Annotated in this window: 28 protein-coding genes; 13 read left to right on the forward strand and 15 right to left on the reverse strand. The window is 61.7% G+C overall.

The window, feature by feature from the left end:
- Positions 1 to 3 precede the first annotated feature (3 nt).
- The 8 genes from AF337_RS16730 to AF337_RS16765 all read right to left on the reverse strand — a co-directional run bounded on the left by AF337_RS16730 (position 4) and on the right by AF337_RS16765 (position 6,398).
- Complete coding sequence (locus tag AF337_RS16730; protein ID WP_049732924.1) at positions 4 to 939, reverse strand: carbohydrate ABC transporter permease; 936 nt, start codon at positions 937 to 939, stop codon at positions 4 to 6.
- 243 nt (positions 940 to 1,182) lie between these two features.
- Entirely contained in the window at positions 1,183 to 2,442 is a 1,260-nt protein-coding gene (locus AF337_RS16735; RefSeq protein WP_049732925.1) for an ABC transporter substrate-binding protein, read from the reverse strand.
- A gap of 31 nt (positions 2,443 to 2,473) precedes the next feature.
- Entirely contained in the window at positions 2,474 to 3,646 is a 1,173-nt protein-coding gene (locus tag AF337_RS16740) for a PLP-dependent transferase (protein ID WP_049732926.1), read from the reverse strand.
- A complete protein-coding gene (locus tag AF337_RS16745; RefSeq protein ID WP_049732927.1) occupies positions 3,643 to 4,365 on the reverse strand; it encodes a FadR/GntR family transcriptional regulator in 723 nt (240 codons plus the stop codon). Before AF337_RS16745 ends, AF337_RS16740 begins: the two co-directional genes overlap by 4 nt.
- Before the next feature lie 230 nt (positions 4,366 to 4,595).
- Entirely contained in the window at positions 4,596 to 5,150 is a 555-nt protein-coding gene (locus AF337_RS16750; RefSeq protein ID WP_049732928.1) for a cytochrome c, read from the reverse strand.
- 104 nt (positions 5,151 to 5,254) lie between these two features.
- Positions 5,255 to 5,587, reverse strand: a complete 333-nt coding sequence (locus AF337_RS16755; protein ID WP_049732929.1) for a four-helix bundle copper-binding protein — start codon at positions 5,585 to 5,587, stop codon at positions 5,255 to 5,257.
- 11 nt (positions 5,588 to 5,598) lie between these two features.
- Positions 5,599 to 6,033 carry a CopM family metallochaperone gene (gene copM, locus AF337_RS16760; protein ID WP_049732930.1) on the reverse strand — a complete coding sequence of 145 codons (435 nt, stop codon included), beginning with the start codon at positions 6,031 to 6,033 and terminating at the stop codon, positions 5,599 to 5,601.
- A 38-nt stretch (positions 6,034 to 6,071) separates the two neighbouring features.
- Positions 6,072 to 6,398 carry a hypothetical protein gene (locus AF337_RS16765; protein WP_049732931.1) on the reverse strand — a complete coding sequence of 109 codons (327 nt, stop codon included), beginning with the start codon at positions 6,396 to 6,398 and terminating at the stop codon, positions 6,072 to 6,074.
- A 152-nt stretch (positions 6,399 to 6,550) separates the two neighbouring features.
- On the opposite strand from AF337_RS16765, the gene AF337_RS16770 reads away from it, so the two are divergent.
- From AF337_RS16770 to AF337_RS16805, 8 genes are all read left to right on the forward strand, one after another.
- A complete protein-coding gene (locus AF337_RS16770; protein ID WP_049732932.1) occupies positions 6,551 to 7,054 on the forward strand; it encodes a cytochrome b in 504 nt (167 codons plus the stop codon).
- Between the two features lie 168 nt (positions 7,055 to 7,222).
- On the forward strand, positions 7,223 to 7,630 hold the full coding sequence (locus AF337_RS16775) for a hypothetical protein (RefSeq protein ID WP_049733022.1): 408 nt from the start codon (positions 7,223 to 7,225) through the stop codon (positions 7,628 to 7,630).
- A 92-nt stretch (positions 7,631 to 7,722) separates the two neighbouring features.
- Complete coding sequence (locus tag AF337_RS16780; RefSeq protein ID WP_049732933.1) at positions 7,723 to 7,947, forward strand: hypothetical protein; 225 nt, start codon at positions 7,723 to 7,725, stop codon at positions 7,945 to 7,947.
- On the forward strand, positions 7,944 to 9,410 hold the full coding sequence (locus AF337_RS16785) for a TolC family protein (protein WP_049732934.1): 1,467 nt from the start codon (positions 7,944 to 7,946) through the stop codon (positions 9,408 to 9,410). The genes AF337_RS16780 and AF337_RS16785 overlap by 4 nt, the downstream gene beginning before the upstream one ends.
- 14 nt (positions 9,411 to 9,424) lie before the next feature.
- Positions 9,425 to 10,771: a multicopper oxidase family protein gene (locus tag AF337_RS16790; RefSeq protein WP_049732935.1), complete on the forward strand. Its 1,347-nt coding sequence runs from the start codon at positions 9,425 to 9,427 to the stop codon at positions 10,769 to 10,771.
- 34 nt (positions 10,772 to 10,805) lie between these two features.
- Positions 10,806 to 11,285, forward strand: a complete 480-nt coding sequence (locus tag AF337_RS16795) for a cupredoxin domain-containing protein (RefSeq protein WP_049732936.1) — start codon at positions 10,806 to 10,808, stop codon at positions 11,283 to 11,285.
- A gap of 24 nt (positions 11,286 to 11,309) precedes the next feature.
- Positions 11,310 to 11,597 carry a copper-binding protein gene (locus AF337_RS16800; protein WP_049733023.1) on the forward strand — a complete coding sequence of 96 codons (288 nt, stop codon included), beginning with the start codon at positions 11,310 to 11,312 and terminating at the stop codon, positions 11,595 to 11,597.
- Positions 11,598 to 11,653: 56 nt separating this feature from the next.
- A complete protein-coding gene (locus AF337_RS16805; RefSeq protein WP_049732937.1) occupies positions 11,654 to 12,112 on the forward strand; it encodes a DUF411 domain-containing protein in 459 nt (152 codons plus the stop codon).
- Between the two features lie 9 nt (positions 12,113 to 12,121).
- On the opposite strand, the gene AF337_RS16810 is transcribed toward AF337_RS16805, so the two are convergent.
- The 5 genes from AF337_RS16810 to AF337_RS16830 all read right to left on the reverse strand — a co-directional run bounded on the left by AF337_RS16810 (position 12,122) and on the right by AF337_RS16830 (position 16,146).
- Complete coding sequence (locus tag AF337_RS16810) at positions 12,122 to 12,490, reverse strand: hypothetical protein (protein WP_049732938.1); 369 nt, start codon at positions 12,488 to 12,490, stop codon at positions 12,122 to 12,124.
- 94 nt (positions 12,491 to 12,584) lie between these two features.
- A complete protein-coding gene (locus tag AF337_RS16815) occupies positions 12,585 to 13,013 on the reverse strand; it encodes an EF-hand domain-containing protein (protein ID WP_049732939.1) in 429 nt (142 codons plus the stop codon).
- Between the two features lie 152 nt (positions 13,014 to 13,165).
- Entirely contained in the window at positions 13,166 to 13,471 is a 306-nt protein-coding gene (locus AF337_RS16820) for a hypothetical protein (RefSeq protein ID WP_049732940.1), read from the reverse strand.
- A 210-nt stretch (positions 13,472 to 13,681) separates the two neighbouring features.
- Positions 13,682 to 14,497 carry an endonuclease/exonuclease/phosphatase family protein gene (locus AF337_RS16825; RefSeq protein WP_049732941.1) on the reverse strand — a complete coding sequence of 272 codons (816 nt, stop codon included), beginning with the start codon at positions 14,495 to 14,497 and terminating at the stop codon, positions 13,682 to 13,684.
- Between the two features lie 185 nt (positions 14,498 to 14,682).
- The gene (locus AF337_RS16830) at positions 14,683 to 16,146 is read right to left on the reverse strand and encodes a phospholipase D-like domain-containing protein (protein ID WP_049732942.1); all 1,464 of its coding nucleotides are present in this window, start codon (positions 16,144 to 16,146) and stop codon (positions 14,683 to 14,685) included.
- A 164-nt stretch (positions 16,147 to 16,310) separates the two neighbouring features.
- Here AF337_RS16830 and AF337_RS16835 point away from each other — a divergent pair, with 164 nt between their 5' ends.
- The 5 genes from AF337_RS16835 (at position 16,311) to AF337_RS16855 (ending at position 18,730) form a co-directional block, all read left to right on the forward strand.
- Positions 16,311 to 16,952 carry a UdgX family uracil-DNA binding protein gene (locus AF337_RS16835; RefSeq protein WP_049732943.1) on the forward strand — a complete coding sequence of 214 codons (642 nt, stop codon included), beginning with the start codon at positions 16,311 to 16,313 and terminating at the stop codon, positions 16,950 to 16,952.
- Between the two features lie 143 nt (positions 16,953 to 17,095).
- Positions 17,096 to 17,350 carry a DUF2934 domain-containing protein gene (locus AF337_RS16840; RefSeq protein ID WP_049732944.1) on the forward strand — a complete coding sequence of 85 codons (255 nt, stop codon included), beginning with the start codon at positions 17,096 to 17,098 and terminating at the stop codon, positions 17,348 to 17,350.
- Between the two features lie 136 nt (positions 17,351 to 17,486).
- A complete protein-coding gene (locus tag AF337_RS16845) occupies positions 17,487 to 17,669 on the forward strand; it encodes a hypothetical protein (protein WP_049732945.1) in 183 nt (60 codons plus the stop codon).
- A gap of 10 nt (positions 17,670 to 17,679) precedes the next feature.
- The gene (locus AF337_RS43695; RefSeq protein ID WP_167347770.1) at positions 17,680 to 17,856 is read left to right on the forward strand and encodes a hypothetical protein; all 177 of its coding nucleotides are present in this window, start codon (positions 17,680 to 17,682) and stop codon (positions 17,854 to 17,856) included.
- Between the two features lie 148 nt (positions 17,857 to 18,004).
- Positions 18,005 to 18,730: a glutathione S-transferase gene (locus tag AF337_RS16855; RefSeq protein ID WP_049732947.1), complete on the forward strand. Its 726-nt coding sequence runs from the start codon at positions 18,005 to 18,007 to the stop codon at positions 18,728 to 18,730.
- 12 nt (positions 18,731 to 18,742) lie between these two features.
- Here AF337_RS16855 and ligD read toward each other — a convergent pair whose 3' ends face one another.
- Together ligD and AF337_RS16865 are read right to left on the reverse strand one after the other, a co-directional pair.
- Positions 18,743 to 19,621, reverse strand: coding sequence for a non-homologous end-joining DNA ligase (gene ligD, locus AF337_RS16860; RefSeq protein WP_049732948.1), 879 nt, complete (start codon positions 19,619 to 19,621; stop codon positions 18,743 to 18,745).
- Positions 19,618 to 20,625, reverse strand: a complete 1,008-nt coding sequence (locus AF337_RS16865) for a DNA topoisomerase IB (RefSeq protein WP_049732949.1) — start codon at positions 20,623 to 20,625, stop codon at positions 19,618 to 19,620. The genes ligD and AF337_RS16865 overlap by 4 nt, the downstream gene beginning before the upstream one ends.
- Positions 20,626 to 20,630: the final 5 nt, after the last annotated feature.

Genomic DNA, 20,630 nt, shown 5'->3' on the forward strand with positions numbered 1-20,630 from the left:
GGCTCAATCCTTGTTCAGCAGCGTCTGCCGCAGCAGGATGATCAGCATCGAATAGGCAAGCAGCAGCGCGAGCAGCACCAGCGCGATTGCCGAGGCATAACCGAAATCGAGTCGTTTGAACGCGGTCGTGAAGATGTAGCTTGCGACGATCTGCGTCCGGTCGGCCGGCCCGCCGTTGGTCATGACGACGATGAGATCGGCGAAATTGGAGATCCAGACGGTACGCAACAGCACGGTAATGGCGATGGTCGGCGCCAGAAACGGCAGGGTGATCGAGCGGAAGCGCTGGAACCAGCCGGCGCCGTCGATCGACGCCGCCTCGTAAAGATCGCGCGGGATCGCCTGCAGGGCGGCCAGCAGCGTGATGGCGAAGAAGGGAATGCCCCACCACACATTGGCGACGATCGGCCCCCACATCGCATAATTGGGATCGGAAAGGATATTGCCCGGCTCATGCATCAGCCCGAGCCCGAAGAGCCAGTGCGGGATCGGCCCGATGACCGGATTGAACAGCCAGGCCCAGTTGAGGCCGGCAAGAAAGGACGGCACGGCCCAGGGCAGGAAGACCAGCGCCTGCGCGATCGCCCGGCCCGGGAAGGGCTTGTCGAGCAAAAGCGCCAGGATGAGCCCGAAGACGAACTGCAGGACGACGGAAGCGCCGGTCCACCAGAGCGTGTTCCTCAGCGCCCCGTAAAAGGCGGCATCACCCGCAAGCTCGCGGAAATGCTCGAGCCCGATGAAGCCGCCGGAAAACGGGTTGAGCAGCTGGATATCGCGGAAGGCGTAGGAAACGCCCAATGTCAGCGGCACCAGCATCACAGCGATGATCAGGATCAGCGACGGCGCGCTGTAGAGATAGGGTTCCGAAGCGTCGGCAAGTCGACGCAGCCATGGCCTGCGGTCGCGACGCATGTCGAGCGTATCGGCGGAAATGGTCATCAGTGCGTAATTTCCATTGTCTACCCGGTCGGGAATTGGTGATGTTTCTGAATGGAGAGACCGGAGCCCCCTCATCCGATCCTTCGGGCCACCTTCTCCCCGCTGGGGAGAAGGGGAAAGCGGCGCCGCCACGAGTCTCTTCTCCCCTCGGGGGTCCGAAGGACGGGTCGAGACCAGTGGCTCGACCCAGGTAAAGGTGCCGGCGGGCGGATGAGGGGGCTTCAATCTCGAAGCCCTCTATCTTTATTTCTTCGACAAGAACTTCTGCTGCGCCTTGGTCAGATAGTCCGCCCACTGGTCGGCCAGATCCTTTGCCGAGATATCGCCGAGCAAGGCTTGCTGCGAGGTCTTGATCGCCAGCGAATCCTTGAAGAAGGCGAATTCTTCGAGGTAGGTCGGCATCACCGTCGGCACCGTGTTCGGATCCGCCAGTTCCTCGAACCAGCCCTTGAACTGGTCGCCGGCATAGAAGGGATCCTTCTCGGCTGCCGTATAGGCCGGCAGGGCGCCGATGCGCTTGTTCCACTCGATATTGCCTTCCGGCCCTTCGAGGGTGGCGATCAGCTTCCAGGAGAGATCCTTGTTGCCGCTGGTCGCAAACATCGACCAGCCGCCATAGCCGATGGTCGGGAAGGACTTGCCGTCAGGCCCCTTCGGCAGCGGCATGACGCCGAAATCTTCCTTCTTCATGCGTTCGGCGATGGCGATCAGCGCATCCGGATCCTGATCGAGGAAGGCGCAGGTGCCGGAATAGAAGCCGGCGACGACTTCGTTGAAGCCCCAGTTGACGCTGTCCTTCGGCGCATAGCCCTTCTTGTAGAGATCGACCATCCATTCGATGCCCTTGGCCCAGCCGGGGCTGTTCATCGTCGAGGTGCCGTCCTCGTTGAAGTATTTGTTGGAGCCGGCCATCGAGGCGGCGAAGATCATCCAGCCGTTGAGGCCGCCCGGTCCGCCGCGCATGCAGTAGCCGTATTTGCCCGGTAGCTTGGAGACCTTTTCCGACGCGGCGGTGAATTCCTCCAACGTCTTCGGCGGTGCGGCAACACCGGCTTCCGAAAGCAGCTTCTTGTTGTAGAACATCGCCCTCAAATAGAAGCCATAGGGCAGCATATAGGCGGTGTTCTTGACGTCGCGGCCGAGTTCGAGGGCGCGCGGCGTCAGTTCCTTGGTGTGCTCCCACTTTTCGAGGTACGGCTCAAGGCTTTCGAGCATGCCGTTATTGGCATAGAGCGACAGCCAGGTATCCGGCATCTCCATCACATCGGGCACGTCGCCGGCCGACACCATGGTCGCGAACTTCTGGAAGGCTTCGTTCCAGGGCAGCGAGATGATGTCGACCTTGATGCCGGGATTGGCGGCCTCGAACTTGCCGACGATCGATTTCAGCGTTTCGGTGCGCTCCGGGCTGGTGATGACTTCGACAAGCTTGAGCGTGGTGTCGGCAAAGGCGGTGCCCGCCATCATCGAAGCAAAGAGCGTCGAGATTATTAGTTTTTTCATGCTCAGTTCCCCCTTTTAGGTTTCTCGGGTTTCAGGATTGCGAGGCGGCGGCGAGCGCCTCCTCGATGTCCCTCCACAGGGCCTCGGTTCCTTCGAGGCCGACATGGAGGCGTACGGATCGCGCATGGATGCCGAAGGCATGTGCGGAATTCGGCTGTGCCTTCTGCTGCAGCACCACCTCGCCCGGTACGATCAGGCTTTCATGTCCACCCCAGCTTACACCCAATTTGAAGAGCTTGAGGTGATCGGCGAAGGCGCGGATATCGACACCCTCGCGGAAGATGAAGGAAAACAGGCCCGAGGTGCCGTTGAGCCCGGCGGGCAGGCGGTTGGCGAGGCCGGGATGGCAGACCGTCTCGACCACATCGAGCTTCTGCAGGCGCCGGGCGATTTCAAGCGCCGACGCCTCATGCGCCCGCATGCGCAGCGGCAGCGTGCGCAGGCCGCGGATCAAAAGCCAGGCGTCGAAGGGCGAAAGCTTGCCGCCGAGATAGGGGTAGGCCTCGGCCTTGATGCGGGCGATCATGTCTTTCGAGCCGGCAACGATGCCCGCCACCACATCGCTATGGCCACCGAGATATTTCGAGGCCGAATGGATGACGAGATCGACGCCGAGTGTCAGCGGCCGCTGGAAGAACGGGCTTGCCCAGCTGTTGTCGATCATCGAGACGACGCCGTGCCGCTTGGCGAGGGCGGCGAGCGCGCCGACATCATGCGCCTCCATCACCCAGCTCGTCGGGCTTTCCAGGTAGAGAAGCTTGGCGCCGGGCAGCGCGCTGGCAACCGCCTCCTCGTCGCGCCCGTCGACATAGGTCACCTCGATCTTCATCCGCTTCAAGATGGTACCGAACAGGCGGAAGGCATCGGGATAGACGTGTTTGACGGCAACGATCCTGTCGCCCGGCTCGACGAAGCTCAGCACGGAAGACGAGATCGCCGCCATGCCGCTGGCAAAACCCAGCGCATCTTCAGCGCCTTCGAGCTTGGCCAGCATTTCCTCGAAGGCCCGCACCGTCGGGTTCAACCCGCGCGTATAGGTCGGCCGTACCTTCTCGCCGCGATAGACGGTGATCATCTCGTCATAATCGGAAAAGGTGAAAAGCGAGGTCTGGAAGATCGGCGGCACGACCGCATCGGCGAAATTGCCGTCGTCATGGGCGGTGATGATGGAGGCAAGATCGAACGGGTCGGCGCCGCTGCTCATTTGGACATTTCCTTGATGTCTTCCTCGACGATGTCGAGAATTTTCAATGTTTCCGCGCGCGCCGCCTCGGCATCCCCGGCAGCGATGGCGTTGAAAAGGGTGCGGTGAAAGGGAAAGGACCGGCGGGCGAAATCCTGCCGGTCGAAGGGATGTTCCCAGAAGCGCTCGAAGGTCTCGCGCATCTGTTCGAGAAGCTGGCGAAACAGCGGATTGTGGGTGGCGTCGTAGACGGCGAGATGGAAGGCCAGATCCTCCGGCCCTGAGGTGCCCTTCTCCAGATGCACCCGCTCCATCTCGTTGAGTTTCTCCTCGATGACGACGAGATCCTTTGCCGTGCGCCGTCTAGCTGCGACCATGCCCGCTTCGCATTCGATGCCGCGGCGAACCTCCAGGGTCTGCAGCAGCGCATCGCGCAGATGCACCGCATCGAACGACAGCGGCATATGGATCGTTGCCCGGGACACCGGCTTCAGCAGATAGGTGCCGCTGCCCTTGCGCGTCTCGATCACCCCAAGCGCCTGAAAATGCCGGATCGCCTCGCGAATGGTCGAACGCCCGACCGCAAGGGCCGCCATCAGCTCCCGCTCCGCCGGCAGCCGATCACCGGCCTGCAGGCGCGCATCCTCGACATAGTCCGCCAGCGCATCGGTCACCTGACGCGCGCGGTCCATGGCGGGAAGCGGCCGGATCACCGGCCTATCGCTAAGCTTTGCCTTCATGGTTCCCCATTTTCTTATCAGGCAGTCAGGCCATGAAATTGGTCTGACATCTTAGCATTTCTCAAAGATGGGAAGGCGTCAAGGGGTGTTGCATCAGCATCTCATCCGCCCCTCCAAAATGTCCTTTTCCACCTCCGAATCGGCGTCGTCGCCGGGAGAGCAACAGATGAAGCTGGGTTTCGTTTAGAGCTTGAACAAGGCCAGCAATCCACGGCCGCGGGTGGTCGGCCTCATTCCATCCTGAATCTGGCGTGGCAGGTCGCGCAGGTCTGAAGCATAAGGTGGAACGCGTGTTCCGCCGGCATTTCCGACAGCTCCTGCTCGTTGCGGACGTGAGTGCCTAAGGGGCCGCCGCCCATGGGCTCTCCAGGCTTCATGCGCATGCTCGCGGGCATTGGTCCAGGATTTTTCTCCGCCGCGGCGTCCAGCGCGACGGCGTAGTCGCGCAGATCGTTCGCCATACGGTCGAACCGGTCGCGCTCCTCCAAGATGTTCGGTTTGGCCTTCGACTGCGGGCCGGCGGCCTCGATTGAGAAGTGTCCGGCGAGGACGACGCCCGATTTATCGCGGATGGTGTCGGCCGCCCACCTGAACTCGACGGCTTTATAGCTCGCCGGATCCTTGAACATGCCGGAGATCGACTTCGCCGCGGCGGCCATGGCCTTCATGTCCGCCTGCCGAAGGACAACAACATCCTCGGCGGCCGACGACGGGACTGCCGTCATCAAAAGCGCTGCCATGATGGAAAGCAGTCCGACGTTGTTCGTGCAAGTGGTCTGTCTCATCAACGCTGCGGTCCAACCCGCCCCTTTGTCACCGCTACGGATATCCTTTGCTTCACCGGATATCCGTTCCTATTTGGGCAGCAAAAGGGCGGGCGCCTTCCCAATTAAGCCGCCATCTTGCGGCAGCTATCGGCGCAGCGGCGGCAGGCGTCGACGCAGCTCTGCATGTCGCCGATCCGTTCGCAGTCCTCGGCGCACTGGGCGCAGATTTCGGCGCATTCCCGGCAGACATGCTTGTGGTGCTCGGAGCCGATCAGCATGAAATGCGCGGAGGTCCGACAGATCTCCGCGCAGGCCATCATCAGCTTGAAGTGCGCGGGCTTCGTGCGCTCTCCGCCCAGTTCAAGGCAATGGCCCATGGCCATCGACAGGCATTCGCCGTAGCAGGCCAGGCAGTTGTCGATGCAGGCCTTCATTTCAGTCGACATATGATGCATGGCGGCATCTCCTATTTGGCTTCCTTGTCCACCCACTTGGACATCTCTTCGATCTCCTTCTTCTGGGCTTCGATGATCTTCCGGGCCATCTGCTTGGCCTCGTCGTTGTCGCCGTACTTGAGCTCAACCTCCGACATGCTGATCGCGCCCATGTGGTGGGCGATCATGCCGCAGACGAAAGAGAGGTCGGCGTCCTTCTTCATCATCCCCTGCATCATGTTCATGTGCATGTCCTTCATGCCTTCCATCGACGCCTTCTGGTAGTCGGTCATCTCGCCCATCTGCATGCCGCCTGACGGCATGTCCGCCTTTGACATGCCCATGCCCTGGGACTTGCATTTCTCCGGATAGGCCGTCGTCGACTGGGCGGAAGCGCCCGATGGAAGGATTGCAAAGGACGCAGCGGTGGCAACCGCGCAAGCGGCTAGTTTGGAGAGCATATTCATGATCGTGCTCCGATATCTAATTGAAGATGGATTGGGTCTTATGCAGCCGAGCTTCGGGGCGGCGGATCGATCGCGCGGATCAGCAGCAGCGGCCGGTAGCCGAACGGCTTCGTTTCGTGCCGACCCGGCTCCAGGCGCGGCGCCGCAACCGCGGCGAGTTCCGGAAGGATCGGACAGCAGTGCGTCGTCGAACAGCACAAGGTCCGCTGCCCGCACTCATCTCCGCCATGGTGATGATGCTCCACCGCAACGGCACAGCGCTGAATTTGAACGGCGGAAGACGCAAGGGCCACGCCGAAAGGCGCCGTCACCAATAGGGCGACGACGACGATCTGAGCGTGGCGGAATATGCTCCCAAGTTTCATTCGGCTGGATTTCCCTTTTGCCATAGAACCGTACGGCAGCAGAATTGTTCCCCGTGCCGGATGATCTATGGCGGGCGGGCGTTTAGGAAATTGGCCGATGAGGAAGCATTAACTGACGCCGGTTAGTCTGCGCCTCTTCCGGGAGGGGCTCGATGAAAGCTGGCTATTCTTTGACCCAGATAGGACTTCACTGGCTGGTCGCCCTCCTGGTGCCGGTCCAGTACCTGACGGGCGGCAGCATCGAAAGAACCCACCACGCCGTCCACATGGGCATGACCCCGTCGCACTGGGATGTTGTCCAGCACCACCTCCACAACTACGCGGGAATGGCGATCGGCCTGCTGATGGGCATCAGGCTGGCTCTTCGTATCATCCAGCCGCCGCAGACACGCCCTTCCGGCACATGGGCCGGGCGGGTCGCAGCGGTACTTCATCACGCCTTCTACGCAGCGATCATCGCGCAGGCCTGCATGGGATTCGTCGCAAGCTATTTCTGGTTCGGGATCGCGCAGTACCACGTCGTAGGGTCGAGGATCATCCTGGGGATGGTCGCGCTGCACCTCGCCGCGGCGGCCTGGCACACGCTCATCGCCCGTGACGAGACGGTCGACCGGATGGTGTTTCCGCGCCGAAAGCGGTCGGCCCAGGAACTGTGATATGGCCGGCGTCGACACGATTTAGCGGCCCGTCTTGGCGACGACCCGAGGATCGTGAAGCTGTGCACAACGTTATATTCGCGCCACATAAAGGACTCGAACATCGACGAGACGTTGTCCTAATTGAAATTGCGCTGCTTTGCATGTAGTTCGTTGGAAATGGGCAAGATGTACCGAATCACAGTGAGCAGGCTGCTCATGATGATGCGGCTGGTGATCATCGTATCACTGGCGGGGTACTCGCTGTCGAACGCCAACGCAGCGATGCATGGCTCCTCGTTCCCCGAGCTGAAGGCCGCCGTCTCGGACATCACACCGTCCGACGAGGGCCACGACATGACGGAAGCGGCCCATCACGGCCACTCGCATGGCGATGTATCCGACGTATCCCATGATGGCGACGGTGCATCGAAGCTCGTCAAGCAGGAATGCTGCAAGGACTTCTGCGGCGGCTTTGGCATCATCTGTGAAGGCCCCGACGTCGGCGGACCCGTCGTGACCTCAATCCGGCAGTTCGCCGACGACCGTACCGCCCTTGGCGAACTGCCGGCTCTCCACCGTCCCCCGAATATCTGATTAGAGACGCACCCGCTTGACGGGTCCAGTCGGTCGCCTGCCCGTATCTGGGCGAGCGCCCGGTAGGCTATCTCTTTTTCGGACATTTCATAATGAAACCCTCGCTTTTCTTGGTGGGGCTGCCGCTTGTCATCGGCGGCTGCTCCACACTTCCTCCCGACGTGGTGGCCTCTGCCGCCGCAGTCGAACAGCCGCCCGCGCGCGCCGTGGCATACCGCTCGCCGATCTCCGGCTACACCATCAGACAGCCTGTCGATCCCAAGCCATGGCGCAGACAGAACGATCTGCAGGCTCCGGCCAAGGGAGACGCCTCGTGATCGACCTCAGAAAATTGACGACGGCACTGGCATTCCCGCTGGTGCTGAGCGGCTGCGTCACAGGCGCCGAGTATTCCGGCAAGGAGGCAGGCTTCACGGCCGTTTCCAACAAGACCGCCATTGTCACGGCGAAAGAGACCGTCTGGATCCAGAGCCAGAGCCAGGCCCGGTCGGCGTCCGCGCAGGTCAAAAGCCTGCTCGCTCGAAACAAGTCCCTCGACGTGGAGACGGCGGTCCAGATCGCCCTCCTGAACAACAAGGGCCTGCAGGCCGTCTACGCCGATCTGGGTGACAGCGCTGCCGACGCCTGGCAGTCGACGATGTTCATCAATCCGACTGCGTCCATCGGCACGACGGGAATGGGGACGCCGGAACTGGAGGCGTTCAAGACCATCGAGGGGATGATCGCGACCAACATCCTGGCGCTTGCGACCAGGAACCGGGACATAGCGATCGCCGATACTCGTTTCCGGCAGGCACAGTTGATCGCAGCCGTGCGAACGCTCCAGGTCGCCGCCAATACGCGGCGTGCCTGGATCGGGGCGGTGGCGGGCTGGGAGAACGTCGGCCAGCTCCAGCGCGCCCAGGCCGCGGCGGACGCGGCTTCCGAACTCGCCGAAAAACTCGGCGAGACCGGGGCGATGACCAAGGGTGCCCAAGCCCGCGAGCACGTGTTCGTCGCTGAACTCGCCGGAGAGACCGCGAAGGCCCGCCTGTCGGCCCGTCTCGCCAAGGAAGAACTGACCCGGCTCATGGGCCTCTGGGGCATGGATCTGGACTATCAGATTCCAAACAGCCTGCCGCCGCTGCCCAGGTCCGTCGCCAAAAGGGACACCATCGAGGCCGAGGCGCTCCGAAACCGGATAGACCTCCAGGTCGCGAAGCTCGAACTCGAGGTCACCGCCAAGTCCTACGGCCTCACCGAAGCGACCCGTTATGTCACCGACCTCGAAATCCTGACCGGTTTCGAAACGGAACGGGAAATCGAGGACGACGAGAAGAAGACAAGGACGACCGCGCAGGTCGAGCTGCAGTTTTCGATCCCGATCTTCGACACCGGCAAGGCCCGTATGCGCAAGGCCGAGGTGGCGTACATGCGTGCGGCGAACCAGCTTGCGGAGAAGGCCGTCAACGTCCGCTCGGAAGCGCGCTCCGCCTACGAGGCTTACCGCTCGAACTACGACATCGCGCGGCATTACCGCAATAATGTCGTGCCGCTGCGCACCAAGGTCGAGGAAGAATCCCTGCTGACCTACAATGGCATGATTTCGAACACCTTCGAGCTGCTCACCGATACCCGCGACAAGATCAACTCCATCCTGCTCTCCGTCAACGCGAAGCGCGATTTCTGGCTGGCCGAAGCCAACCTCGCGCCGGCGATCTACGGCGGCGGCGCGACGAACGCGTCGGCAGAGACCGAGGTCGCCGCTGCTTCCGAAAGCAGCGGTGGCGGCGGCCATTGAGAAAGGAACCCATCATGTTCAATAGACGACAACTTTTCGGTGCGAGTGCCGCACTGCTTGCGGCCGGCGCCTGGACGAAGACATCGGCAATGGGCCTCCCCGATGCCCCGACGATGGAATCGGCGGACATGCAGCCGCCGCTCCACCCGACCTCCGGTCCGGACTACCAGCCGGTCGTCACCCTCAACGGCTGGACCCTTCCTCACCGAATGAACAACGGCGTCAAGGAGTTTCACCTCGTCGCCGAACCGGTCGAGCGGGAGATGGCCGACGGCATGACCGCGTACCTGTGGGGCTACAATGGGCAGTCGCCGGGCCCGACGATCGAAGCGGTCGAAGGCGACCGCGTGCGCATCTTCGTCACCAACAAGCTGCCGGAACACACGACGATCCATTGGCATGGCATGATCCTGCCATCGGGAATGGACGGCGTCGGCGGACTGACGCAGCCGCACATCCCCGTCGGCAAGACTTACGTCTACGAGTTCGACCTCGTGAAGTCCGGCACCTTCATGTACCACCCGCATTCCGACGAGATGGTGCAGATGGCGATGGGCATGATGGGCTTCTTCGTCGTCCATCCGAAGGACCCGAAGTTCATGCGCGTCGATCGCGACTTCGTCTTCCTGCTCAACGCCTATGACATCGATCCCGGCTCCTACGTGCCGCGTATCATGGAGATGACCGACTTCAACATGTGGTGCTGGAACAGCCGGGTGTTCCCGGACATCAGCCCGCTCGTCGTTTCCAGGAACGACAGGGTACGGGTCCGCGTCGGCAACCTGACGATGACGAACCACCCCGTCCACATGCATGGCTATGACTTCGAGGTGACATGCACCGACGGCGGCTGGGTGCGGCCGGAGGCGCGGTGGCCGGAGGTGAGCATCGACATCCCGGTCGGTGCGATGCGCGCCTACGAGTTCGACGCCAAGTACCTCGGCGACTGGGCGATCCACTGCCACAAGTCGCACCATACAATGAACGCCATGGGACACGACATCCCGACCTTCATCGGCGCGGACAAATCGAAGGTAGCCGAGAAGATCAGGAAGCTGCAGCCGGAATACATGCCCATGGGCACCAAGGGCATGGCCGACATGGGCGAAATGGAAATGCCCATTCCCGAGAACACCGTGCCGATGATGACCGGCTGGGGTCCCCACGGCCCCATCGAGATGGGCGGCATGTTCTCGGTCGTCAAGGTCCGCGAGGGCATCTCGGCGGACGATTACACCGATCCGGGCTGGTACGAAAACCCGCCCGGAACGCAGGCCTGGGAGTGGACCGGCGAACTGCCGGACGCGACCAAGGCCAAAGACGCGAAAACCCAAATCACGCCGAAACCGACAAACGGTTGAGGCCAAGTCTCCTACGTCAAAAAAGGATCTACGCATGAAGAACTATCTATTGGCACTGGCGCTCATCGCCCTCGCATCGCCGGCCCTCGCCTCCGGCACTCACGCTGGCGGCCATGGTGAAAAAATGGCCATTGGCGAACCCGGCGACAAGACGAAAGCATCACAGACGATCCGTGTCACGATGAAGGAAACCGACGACGGCAAGATGCTGTTCACCCCCGCCGTCTTCAACGTTCGGAAGGGACAGACTGTCAAGATCGCGATCAAGAATACAGGGACCGTCGACCACGAGTTCGTGCTCGATGAGGAAGACAAGATTCTCGAGCATAAGGCGGTCATGGAGAAGTTCCCCGAAATGGAACATGCCGACGCAAATTCCATCCGCCTGCCGGCCGGCCAATCCGGCGAAATCGTCTGGAAGTTCACCACCGACGGCGAGTTCAAGTTCGCCTGCCTGATCCCTGGCCACTACGAAGCCGGCATGCACGGCGACGTCACAGTCGTTGGGAAATAATCCTCAATAACAGGAGCCATGAAGATGAAATCCGCAATGATCAAGATCGGGCTGACTGCTCTTCTCTCGGCGAGCGCAGCCTTCGGTGCCTTCGCTCAGGAATTCACCAAGGGCGTCGTCAACAAGGTCGACGCCAAGGCGAAGAAGGTTACCATCAAGCACGAAGACCTGAAGAACCTCGACATGCCCGCAATGACCATGGTGTTCCGGGTCGAAGACGCGGCGATCCTCGCGAAGATGAAGGAGGGCGCCAACGTCGAGTTCGTCGCCGAGCGCGTGAACGGCAAGCTGACCGTCACCGAGGTAAAATAGCAAACCTTCCACCGCCCGGCTCCCAGTCGGGCGCTGGACATCCAGAGGTGGAGACGATGCATAGAAGAAGCTTCATCGTAATGGCGGGGACCGCCCTGGCGTTTCCGGGCGGTAGGGCGCATGCCACCGTTCCAACCAAGATGACGGTCTACAGGGATCCGAACTGCGGCTGCTGCCACGAATGGGCGAAGGCGATGGGATCGGCAGGGTATTCCGTCGACGTCCACGACACGGACGACCTGGCCGCCGTCAAGGCGCGGCTAGCGGTACCCCCCGGCATGGAGGGCTGCCACACCGCAGTCGTCGAGGAATACTACCTTGAAGGACATGTGCCGCTCGAAGCCGTCGAACGTCTGCTGGAGCGGCCGCACATCCGCGGATTAGCGGTGCCGGGAATGCCACCGGGCTCGCTGGGAATGGGAGACGATGGCAAGGCCGCCTATGACGTCTACGCGATCCCCTCCGGAGCCGGCGCGCCGTATGTCTTCATGGAAGTCCGCCCCCGGAAGGGCTGACCGTTGCTCTTACGAGACCGGGGCGGTGCAGAGCGCGGCCCAGAGATCGTGCTTCCAGTCGGCACCCGGGCGCGCCGAAACATCGACCGCGTAGTTGGCGGACTTGATCCGCACCATGGCGGGGGAAACGCATCGCACGCTTGCCTGGTGTCTTCCGGCGTCCCGATAGAGCACTGCTCCGCCACCGTCGAGTTCCGATAGCGCGATGACGACGTCGAAATCGAAGGCGGGATCTCGGGCGGCGCCGCCCGCGGCCACGCTGAGGCTGATCGACCTGTTGCTGCCGAATGAAGCCGTATGGAAGACCGAAAGCTCGGACGCGGCCGCGATCGAGGCGAACTGCGTGCAAAGGATTACAGTGAGAAAGGCTCGGCGCACTTACCCCTCCCGCGATGAGTTCGTCAGTATCCTATCATATCCTCTGAGGCCCCGCGACCATCCAGAGAGCCCCGACCCAGATCCGCCGGGTTCGCTAAGGCTGCCAGAAGGCCTGAATTTCCTCGGTCGTGACCTTTCCATCCTTGTTAGCGTCCACGCTGCCGAAGATCCGTTTGTGGATCACCGTCACCTCCTCGAAGGAAAGTGCGCCGTCCCCGTCGGTATCAGCGACCGCGAACATGATCTTCATCATCGGTCCACGCATGCCCATCATCGGCATGCCGCCCATCATGCCGGATCGCATCGTCATGCCGTGCCCCATCATCCCGCCTGGCATCTTGTCGGAGCCGGGCATTGCTCCCTGGCTTCCGTTCATTCCTCCCATGTCCGAAGGCGAAGCGGCCTGCGGCGATTCTTCGGAATGATGCGGATCCGGCCCATTAGCCTGAGCAAAAGTCAGACCTGCCCCGCAGACGGTGATGGCCCCGGCCAGCAGGACTGCGTTGATAATCGTCACTCTCATAAGCCTTCTCCTTTGGCTGATAACAGTTCACCGCTACTGCCTGACGCGGCAGCGGGGCGACTGCGATTTTATGTGCTTCGGTACACACCGCCGGGCCAGCCCGATCGACAGAGGCCACCGCCTTGGCGACAGCAGTCGAAGGGCGTAGCTATTCAGCCAAAACGGCGGCTGATGACATTGAAAATGGTTCCGAGCAATACGCCCGCATAGCCCCCGAAGACGACGCTTTGAGCCGTACCGAGCACCACGCTCCACAGGTCGAAGCCGGTGAGCCCGAGGTAAAACTGCAGCCACGGCCTATGGAGCCCCCATTCGGGAGCGACGAAGCCAAGAAGTATGCAAAGCAGGAACGATACGGCCGTAAAAGCCGCCACCGTTGCGCCGAGAATGGGGACGGAAACTTGCGCGGGCGTCGCCGTTGACGCACCGGAACGGGTCTGGAAGATTGTATTCGCCATTGTGGTTCTCCTTCGGAGTTGTTGATGCCGTAAGACCACAAATCGACCGTAAGTTTATCCTGTCGCGATGACCTTGATCCAGGTCAAGAACGGCGCCCAGCTTGTCGAGGCAGCATGGCAGGTTTGGGCGCGAAAATTGTTCGCCGCTCCTGCTCTAACCGAGTGCTCAATTCTGGCGGGAGGCGTTTGCGCGCTTTTGCGAAAGCTGGTCTACCGGCCTGCTGACCCCAGATCGACAAGCGCCTTGATCGGCAGATGATCCGAGGCAATACGCGCAAGCGGCGTATCATGCGCCTCCACCTCCGAGATGATGCCCTTGCGGTTGGCGATGATGCGGTCGAGGGCGAGAAGCGGCAGGCCGGCGGGGAAGCTGGGGACGGCGGGCGGCAACGGGCCGAAGGCGGATTGGAAAGTGTTGAGCGAGGAGCGGTCGCCGAGCCGCCATTCGTTGAGGTCGCCGAGCAGGATGGTCGGCATCTCCCGTCGGTCGTTGATGAGTTCGACCAGCATGCGGGCCTGCTGGGCTCTGTTGTGGCGCAGCAGGCCGAAATGTGCGGCGATGATGCGCAGCACCCCGCCCTGCTCAAGCTCGATCTCGGCGACGAGGGCGCCGCGCGGCTCCAGCCCCGGCAGCTTGACCTGGTGCACGTCATGCACCAGCCCCTTCTTGAAGAGCACGACATTGCCGTGCCAGCCATGCGCCTTGGCCATGCCGGCGACCGGCACCGGGATCAGCCCGGTTTCCCGCTCCAGCCGGCCGAGATCGAGAATGCCGGTGCGCTCGCCGAAGCGCGTATCGGCCTCCTGCAGCGCGATGACGTCGGCGCCGATTTCATGGATCACCCGGCTGGTGCGCTCCGGATCGAAGCGGCGGTCGGTGCCGACGCATTTGTGCACGTTGTAGGAGGCGATCAGCGTTCCGTCGCTGCGCGGCCGTGTTTCCGTATAGGCCGGGTCGAGCCGCTTCTTCCTGCTCCGGATCGAGGCGAGAATGCTGGAAGGAAGATTGTCTTTCTTGGCGTGCATCGGAAGGCGCAGTCATTCCGTTGATCAAAAAGGCTTCTCTCGGCAGTATAGGAGGGCCAGCGGAACTTGCCATGTCCGACCGCAAAAAAGGCGCGTCGCATCGACTTGATTCATGCAACGCGCCAGATTTATGTCTTATGAATGTCGTCCTCCCAAAACCGCTGCACACTTTTGAGCGACATGCATTAGAGATAGGGCGAACCCAGCCACAAAACCTTTTCAAGCAGCCGCACGGGGAAGGGCCGCGCGCGCAAGCCGTCGAGCGTCACCGGCGTTGCCGATTTCAGGGTTTCCTCGATATGCTCGTCGATCTCGCCGGCAAAACCCTCGTTCAGCACTTCGAGATCGACCTCGAAATTCAGCCTGAGCGAGCGCGGGTCGAGATTGGATGAGCCGACATAGGCCCAGGTGCCGTCGATCGTCAAAAGCTTCGAGTGGCTGAAACTGCCGGTCGAGCGCCAGATGCGGCAGTAACCCTTGAGGATCTGGTCGAATTGCGCCGTCATCGCCCGGTCGACCAGCACGAGGTTGTTGACCGCGGGCACGACGATATCGACTTCGACGCCGCGCCGCGCCGCTGTCACCAGCGCGCTGATCAGTTCGCGGTCCGGCAGAAAATAGGGCGACATGATGCGGATCGATTGGCGCGCCACGGAAAAGGCGCCCATCAACATCTTATGGTTGGTCTCGACGCTGCGGTCCGGCCCGGAGGCGACGACGCGCATCAGGATGGGGTCGCCGGGGCTGCGCTGCGGCGGTTCGATGCGCCAGGACTCGCGGTTCAACAGCTCCTGCGTCGAGAAGCGCCAGTCTTCCGCGGCAAGATCGAAGAGATCGGCAACGACGGGCCCGGTGACGCTGAAATGCGTGTCGTGAGCAAAGCTTTCGCCCGTCGCTTCCTCGCTGAAGCCCGCGCGGATATTCATGCCGCCGGTCAACGCGATCTTTCCGTCGACGATCAGGATCTTGCGGTGGGTGCGCAGATTGGCATAGGGCAGCCGCAAGCCCATGATGACGTTGCCGTTGAAGACGGCGACGGTGACGCCGCCCTCCTTGAGATGGCCGAGAATGCTCGGCACCGAATAACGCGCGCCGACCGCATCGATCAGCACCCGGACCTCGACACCGCGCTTGACCGCCGCAATCAGCGCATCGGCGATGCGCAGCCCGATCGCGTCGCGGTCGAAAATATAGGTTTCGAGCAGGATGCTGCGCGCCGCCGCGTCGATGATGGATTTCATCGCCGCATAGGCTTCGTCGCCGGTCTCCAGCACGTCGATCGTATTGCCCGAGGTCAGCGGATTGCGCGTCACCCGATCGCCGAGCGTCTGCAGCGCCGCAAAGCGGCGGCCGAACTGGCTGATGACGGTCTCGGCCTCGGCGTCGAACGTCTCCAACTCGTCGATTTCGGCCGCCGGCAGCAGCGCATCGCGGCGAATGCTCAGCGATTTGCGGCGGATGCGGTTGATGCCGGCGATCGCATAGAGCACCGCCCCGATAATCGGCGACAGGATGATGACGCCGACCCAGCCGATCGCCGCACGCACCTCCTCCTTGGTCATGGCGGCATGGATCGCCGCCGCGGCCCCCATGGCGATCGAAACGACAAAGAGGATATGCGGCCAGTAGGTCGACAGGAGATAGAACATCGCTGGCAAATATAGCCGGGAAACGGCAGCGTTCAATCGCGCCTGCTCTCTCCCATGACGCGAATTTTTTTCGCCGTGATCATTTTGCCGGCCCGGCGACCATCGCGCGCGCAGGAACAATCCCGGCGCATGACGATTGATCCCTAGGAGATAAGGATCGCATCATGAACATCGCCGCAAGCGTCGGTCCCGCCCTGGCGCTCGAAATCGCGGATGCGGAAAGCATCGCCGAACTCAGGAATCAGGCCGAAGGCTGCAGCCGCTGTGATCTTTACAGGAATGCCACGCAGATCGTCTTCGGCGAAGGCTCAGGGAAGGCCGAGATCGTCCTCGTCGGCGAACAGCCGGGTGACCGGGAGGATCTGACCGGAAAGCCCTTTGTCGGCCCCGCCGGCCAGCTGCTCGATCACTGCCTCGACGAGGCGAGACTCGACCGCAAGCGCTGCTATGTCACCAATGCCGTCAAGCACTTCAAGTTCACGCCACGGGGCAAACGGCGGCTGCATGCAAAACCCAATGCCGGCGAGATCCGGCGTTGCGCCTGGTGGCTCGGCGCTGAGCTCAACATCTTGCAACCGAAACTGGTCGTGGCGCTCGGCGCAAGCGCTGTTTATGCGTTGCTCGGGCCGAAGGTGAAGCTGACGCCGGCGCGCGGCCATATTCTGCAGCCGGCAAACCATCCGCCCGTTCTGGTCACCATCCACCCCTCCTATCTCTTGCGCATTCGCGACGAGGCAGAACGGCACAGGTTGCGCCTGGAGTTCGTATCAGATCTGCACAAGGCGGCGGAGTTTGGGGCGCGCTGAGCGCCTCTTCTCAACCCTAATATGCTGCAACGCGAAATATTTCAGGTTGCAGGGGCGATTTCGCTTGAAAGAGTTCCGTTCCTCTGGAACCATCCCGACAGTATCGCGTTCGAACGACGGCATCATGTGACTGGAGATCAGCGATGGCAGAAACTCGGGATGAGTGGATCAAAAGACGTGCATACGCCCTCTGGGAAGAAGAGGGCTATCCGACAGGGCGAGAATCCATCCATTGGGAACAGGCACGGCACGAGCGCGAAACGCTCGAGGGCTCCGCTGCCTCATCCGACGGCAAGGAAGTCAAACCCAAGGCCAAGCGCAGCGTCGCGGGCAGCAAGACGAACGGCGTCGTGACGACGGCACCGAAACGGACGGCGAGTCGCAAGACGGCACTCTGATAAGAATTCAAGCAGCTGGATCAAAAAAGGGCGTCGTCGCGGCGCCCTTTGGTGCTTTTTGTCATAAGCTTGAATTAGTTGTGCATTATCGAATTTCCGGAGGACGGGCTTCCATGCGGGGGTGAACAGAGGCCGGATGACGCTGTACGCTTTGAGGCTTCCCAAAAAAGCTGAGTTCTCGCCCGATAAGCGGGAACAAGAACAAGCATTGGCTGTTTATGGCAAAACCGGGAAAATCGCCATGAACGACGGCCATACCGATATTTACTCCCTCTCGCTCGCCGCAGCCGACGGCCGTGCTTCGGCGGCGATCGTCTAGAGGGATGGAGATGTCGCTCCTCCTCACCGCCGCACTGCTCTATCTCGGCCTCGCGCTCGGCTTCATCCTCGTCGTCGACAATCTCGTCGGGCTGGTTTTCCGCGATCCCCGCGCGCCGGTGCAGCCACCCTCCCTCGCTATCGGCCGCGCCTTCGCCGCATCGCAAAAACTCTATCGGAAACAATAGCGCGCAAGGGCGGCCGCCACCGGGCAGTACTGGTTTGATTCCTTTGCAACAGAGGAGGCGACGATGCCCGACACACGGCGCGCACCCTTGAAAAAGCCAGGAACGAACTGCGAAAAGACTTGTGTCGTCAACCGAAGGATGAGCGGATATGGCATACGAGCTTTATTATTGGGACGGCCTTCAAGGCCGCGGCGAATTCGTGCGGCTGGCGCTTGAGGAAGCTGGCGCCGATTATGTCGACGTCACCCGTGAGCCCGGTCGCGGTACGGATGCGATGTTCGCGCTGATGAAGAGCGACAGCGAACCGCATATTCCCTTCGCCCCGCCCTTCCTGAAGGACGGCGACCTCATTATCCCGCATGTCGCCAACATTCTGTTTTATCTCGGCCCGCGGCTCGGCCTTGCGCCTGCAGGCGAAGGCCTTCGCCATGTCGCCAACGGGTTGCAGCTCACCGTCACCGATTTCGTCGCCGAGGTGCATGACACCCATCATCCGATCGACACCTCGCTCTATTACGAGGACCAGAAGCCGGAAGCGAAAGCCCGCTCCGCCGCCTTCATCCGCGATCGCATTCCGAAATTCCTCGGTTATTTCGAGCGTGTGCTGCGGCTGAACCCTGCAGGTCCCGACCATAGTGTGGGAAATGCGCTCACCTATGTCGATCTCTCGCTCTTCCAGGTGATCGAAGGCCTGACCTACGCCTTTCCGAAAGCCATGGCGAAACGCAAGGCGGATTATCCTGTACTGCTTGCCCTGCATGATCGGGTGGCGACGCGTCCGAACATTGCGCGCTATCTCGCCTCCCCTCGCCGCCTCGCCTTCAACGAGGACGGGATTTTCCGGCATTATCCCGAACTCGACAGCGCGGGATGAGCGGAGAGCCATTCATTCCAGCGGTGCGGCCGCATCGAAGAAATCGCGCCATGGGTCGCTCGGACGGGTTTCCAATCGCTGCGGCACATTGGCGAGCGTGAAGGCGGCCGCGCCGCTGATCTCGTTCGATTCGGTCCAATCGATCGGCATCGAAACCGGCGCCCCCGGCCGCGCACGTGTCGAATAGGCGGCAACCGCCGTATTGCCGCGGCCGTTGCGAAGGTAATCGATATAGATATGGCCGCCGCGTTTGGCCTTCGTCGCGGTTGAGAGATATCTTTCCGGGGCGTCGGCCGACATGCTTTCGGCAAGGGAATGGGCGAAATCCTTCACCGCGGCCCAGCCGGCCTTCGGCGCAAGCGGCGTCACGACATGCAGCCCCTTGCCGCCCGAGGTCTTGACGAAGGCGGCAAGGCCGCGGGCTTCGAGCCGCGCCTTCACGTCGAGCGCTGCAGAAATCACCGCACTCCAGGCCACGTCCTCGCCGGGATCGAGGTCCATGGTGATCGTATCCGGTCTTTCCCAATGGTAGGTCGTCGTGCCCCAGGGATGAATTTCAAGCACGGCCGATTGCACCAGCGCCATAAGACCGTCGAAATCGCCAATGCACAGCAGCTCTTCGCCATCCGTTTCCTCCGGATCGGCGATCTCCCCGATATGGGCATTCATGCCCTTCCAGGCATGTTTCTGGAAAAACCGCTGGTGGCCCTTTATCCCGTCCGGCAGGCGCAGCAGCGCCAAGGGCCGATTGACGAGATAAGGCGCGATGAAAGGCCAGACCGCCGCATAATATTCTGCGAGCCCCTGCTTCGTCACGCCCTCGTCCGGCCAGTACAGCCGGTCGGGATGGGTCAGGACTACGTCTGATTTCGGCGGATTGCTCGGGCTCATTCCTCGATCTCGCGTGTGAGGAAATCAAGTAGCCTGTTTTCCTCGGCCCGCAAGCCCCGCAGCGGTTCGCTGCCGCTCTCGATCACCGGATGATCGTTGCCGGCAAGCGCAATGATCGCCGGATGGATATAGCTCGAGCGCGAGATCGCCGGTGTGTTGTGCAGCGCCTCGGCCGAGGCCTCCGACATCTGCTTTACCGTCGGCCGGCCGCCGCCGGCAATCGTCTCGCGCGCCGCGCTGAAAGCCGCCAGCGACCCTGCCCAGGTGCGGAAGGTCTTGGCGGAAATCGGAATGCCCGATATCTCGGCCAGATAGGCGTTCAACCGGCCCGAATCGATCGGCTTCAACGACCCGTTTTCATCCTTCCAGACAAAGAGCTGGCGGCCGGGCAGATCGGCGATCTCCTCAAGAATCTTCTGCAGCCTGGGATGTTTGAGGCTGCGCTGGACACGCTTGCCACCCTTGGCGCGGAATTTCAGCTCGATCTGCCCGTCGACGATCTTGAGGTGTCGCTTCAGCAGGGTCGTTGCGCCATAGGTGCCGTTTTCCCGGACATAGGCCTGGTTGCCGACGCGCAAATGCGCCTCGTCGAGCAGCGTCGTCAAGGCGGCCAGCACGCCGCTGACATCCTCGGCGCCGGTGTCGAGATGGCGCAGCACGGTGCGGCGTATCCTCGGCAGCGCCCGGCCGAACTCGATCAGTTGATGGAATTTTCCCGCACTCCGAAAGGATTGCCAGTCCTTGTGATAGCGATATTGCTTGCGCCCGCGCGCATCGATGCCCGTCGCCTGCAGGTGGCCATTGTCGTAGAGACAGATCCACACATTCTCATAGGCCGGCGGCAGGCCGAGCGCGCTAATGCGCGCCCGCTGCAATTCATCGGCAAGCGTCGTCCCGTCGGGCATGACATAGCTGAAACCCTTGCCCTTCCTTCGCCTGCGGATGCCGGGTTCGGCATCGCTGACATAGACGAGACCAAGTTCGGTGATGGCTTCGGCATTCATTTTTT

The organism is Rhizobium ecuadorense (assembly GCF_001187535.1).
In the GTDB taxonomy this organism is placed as follows: domain Bacteria; phylum Pseudomonadota; class Alphaproteobacteria; order Rhizobiales; family Rhizobiaceae; genus Rhizobium; species Rhizobium ecuadorense.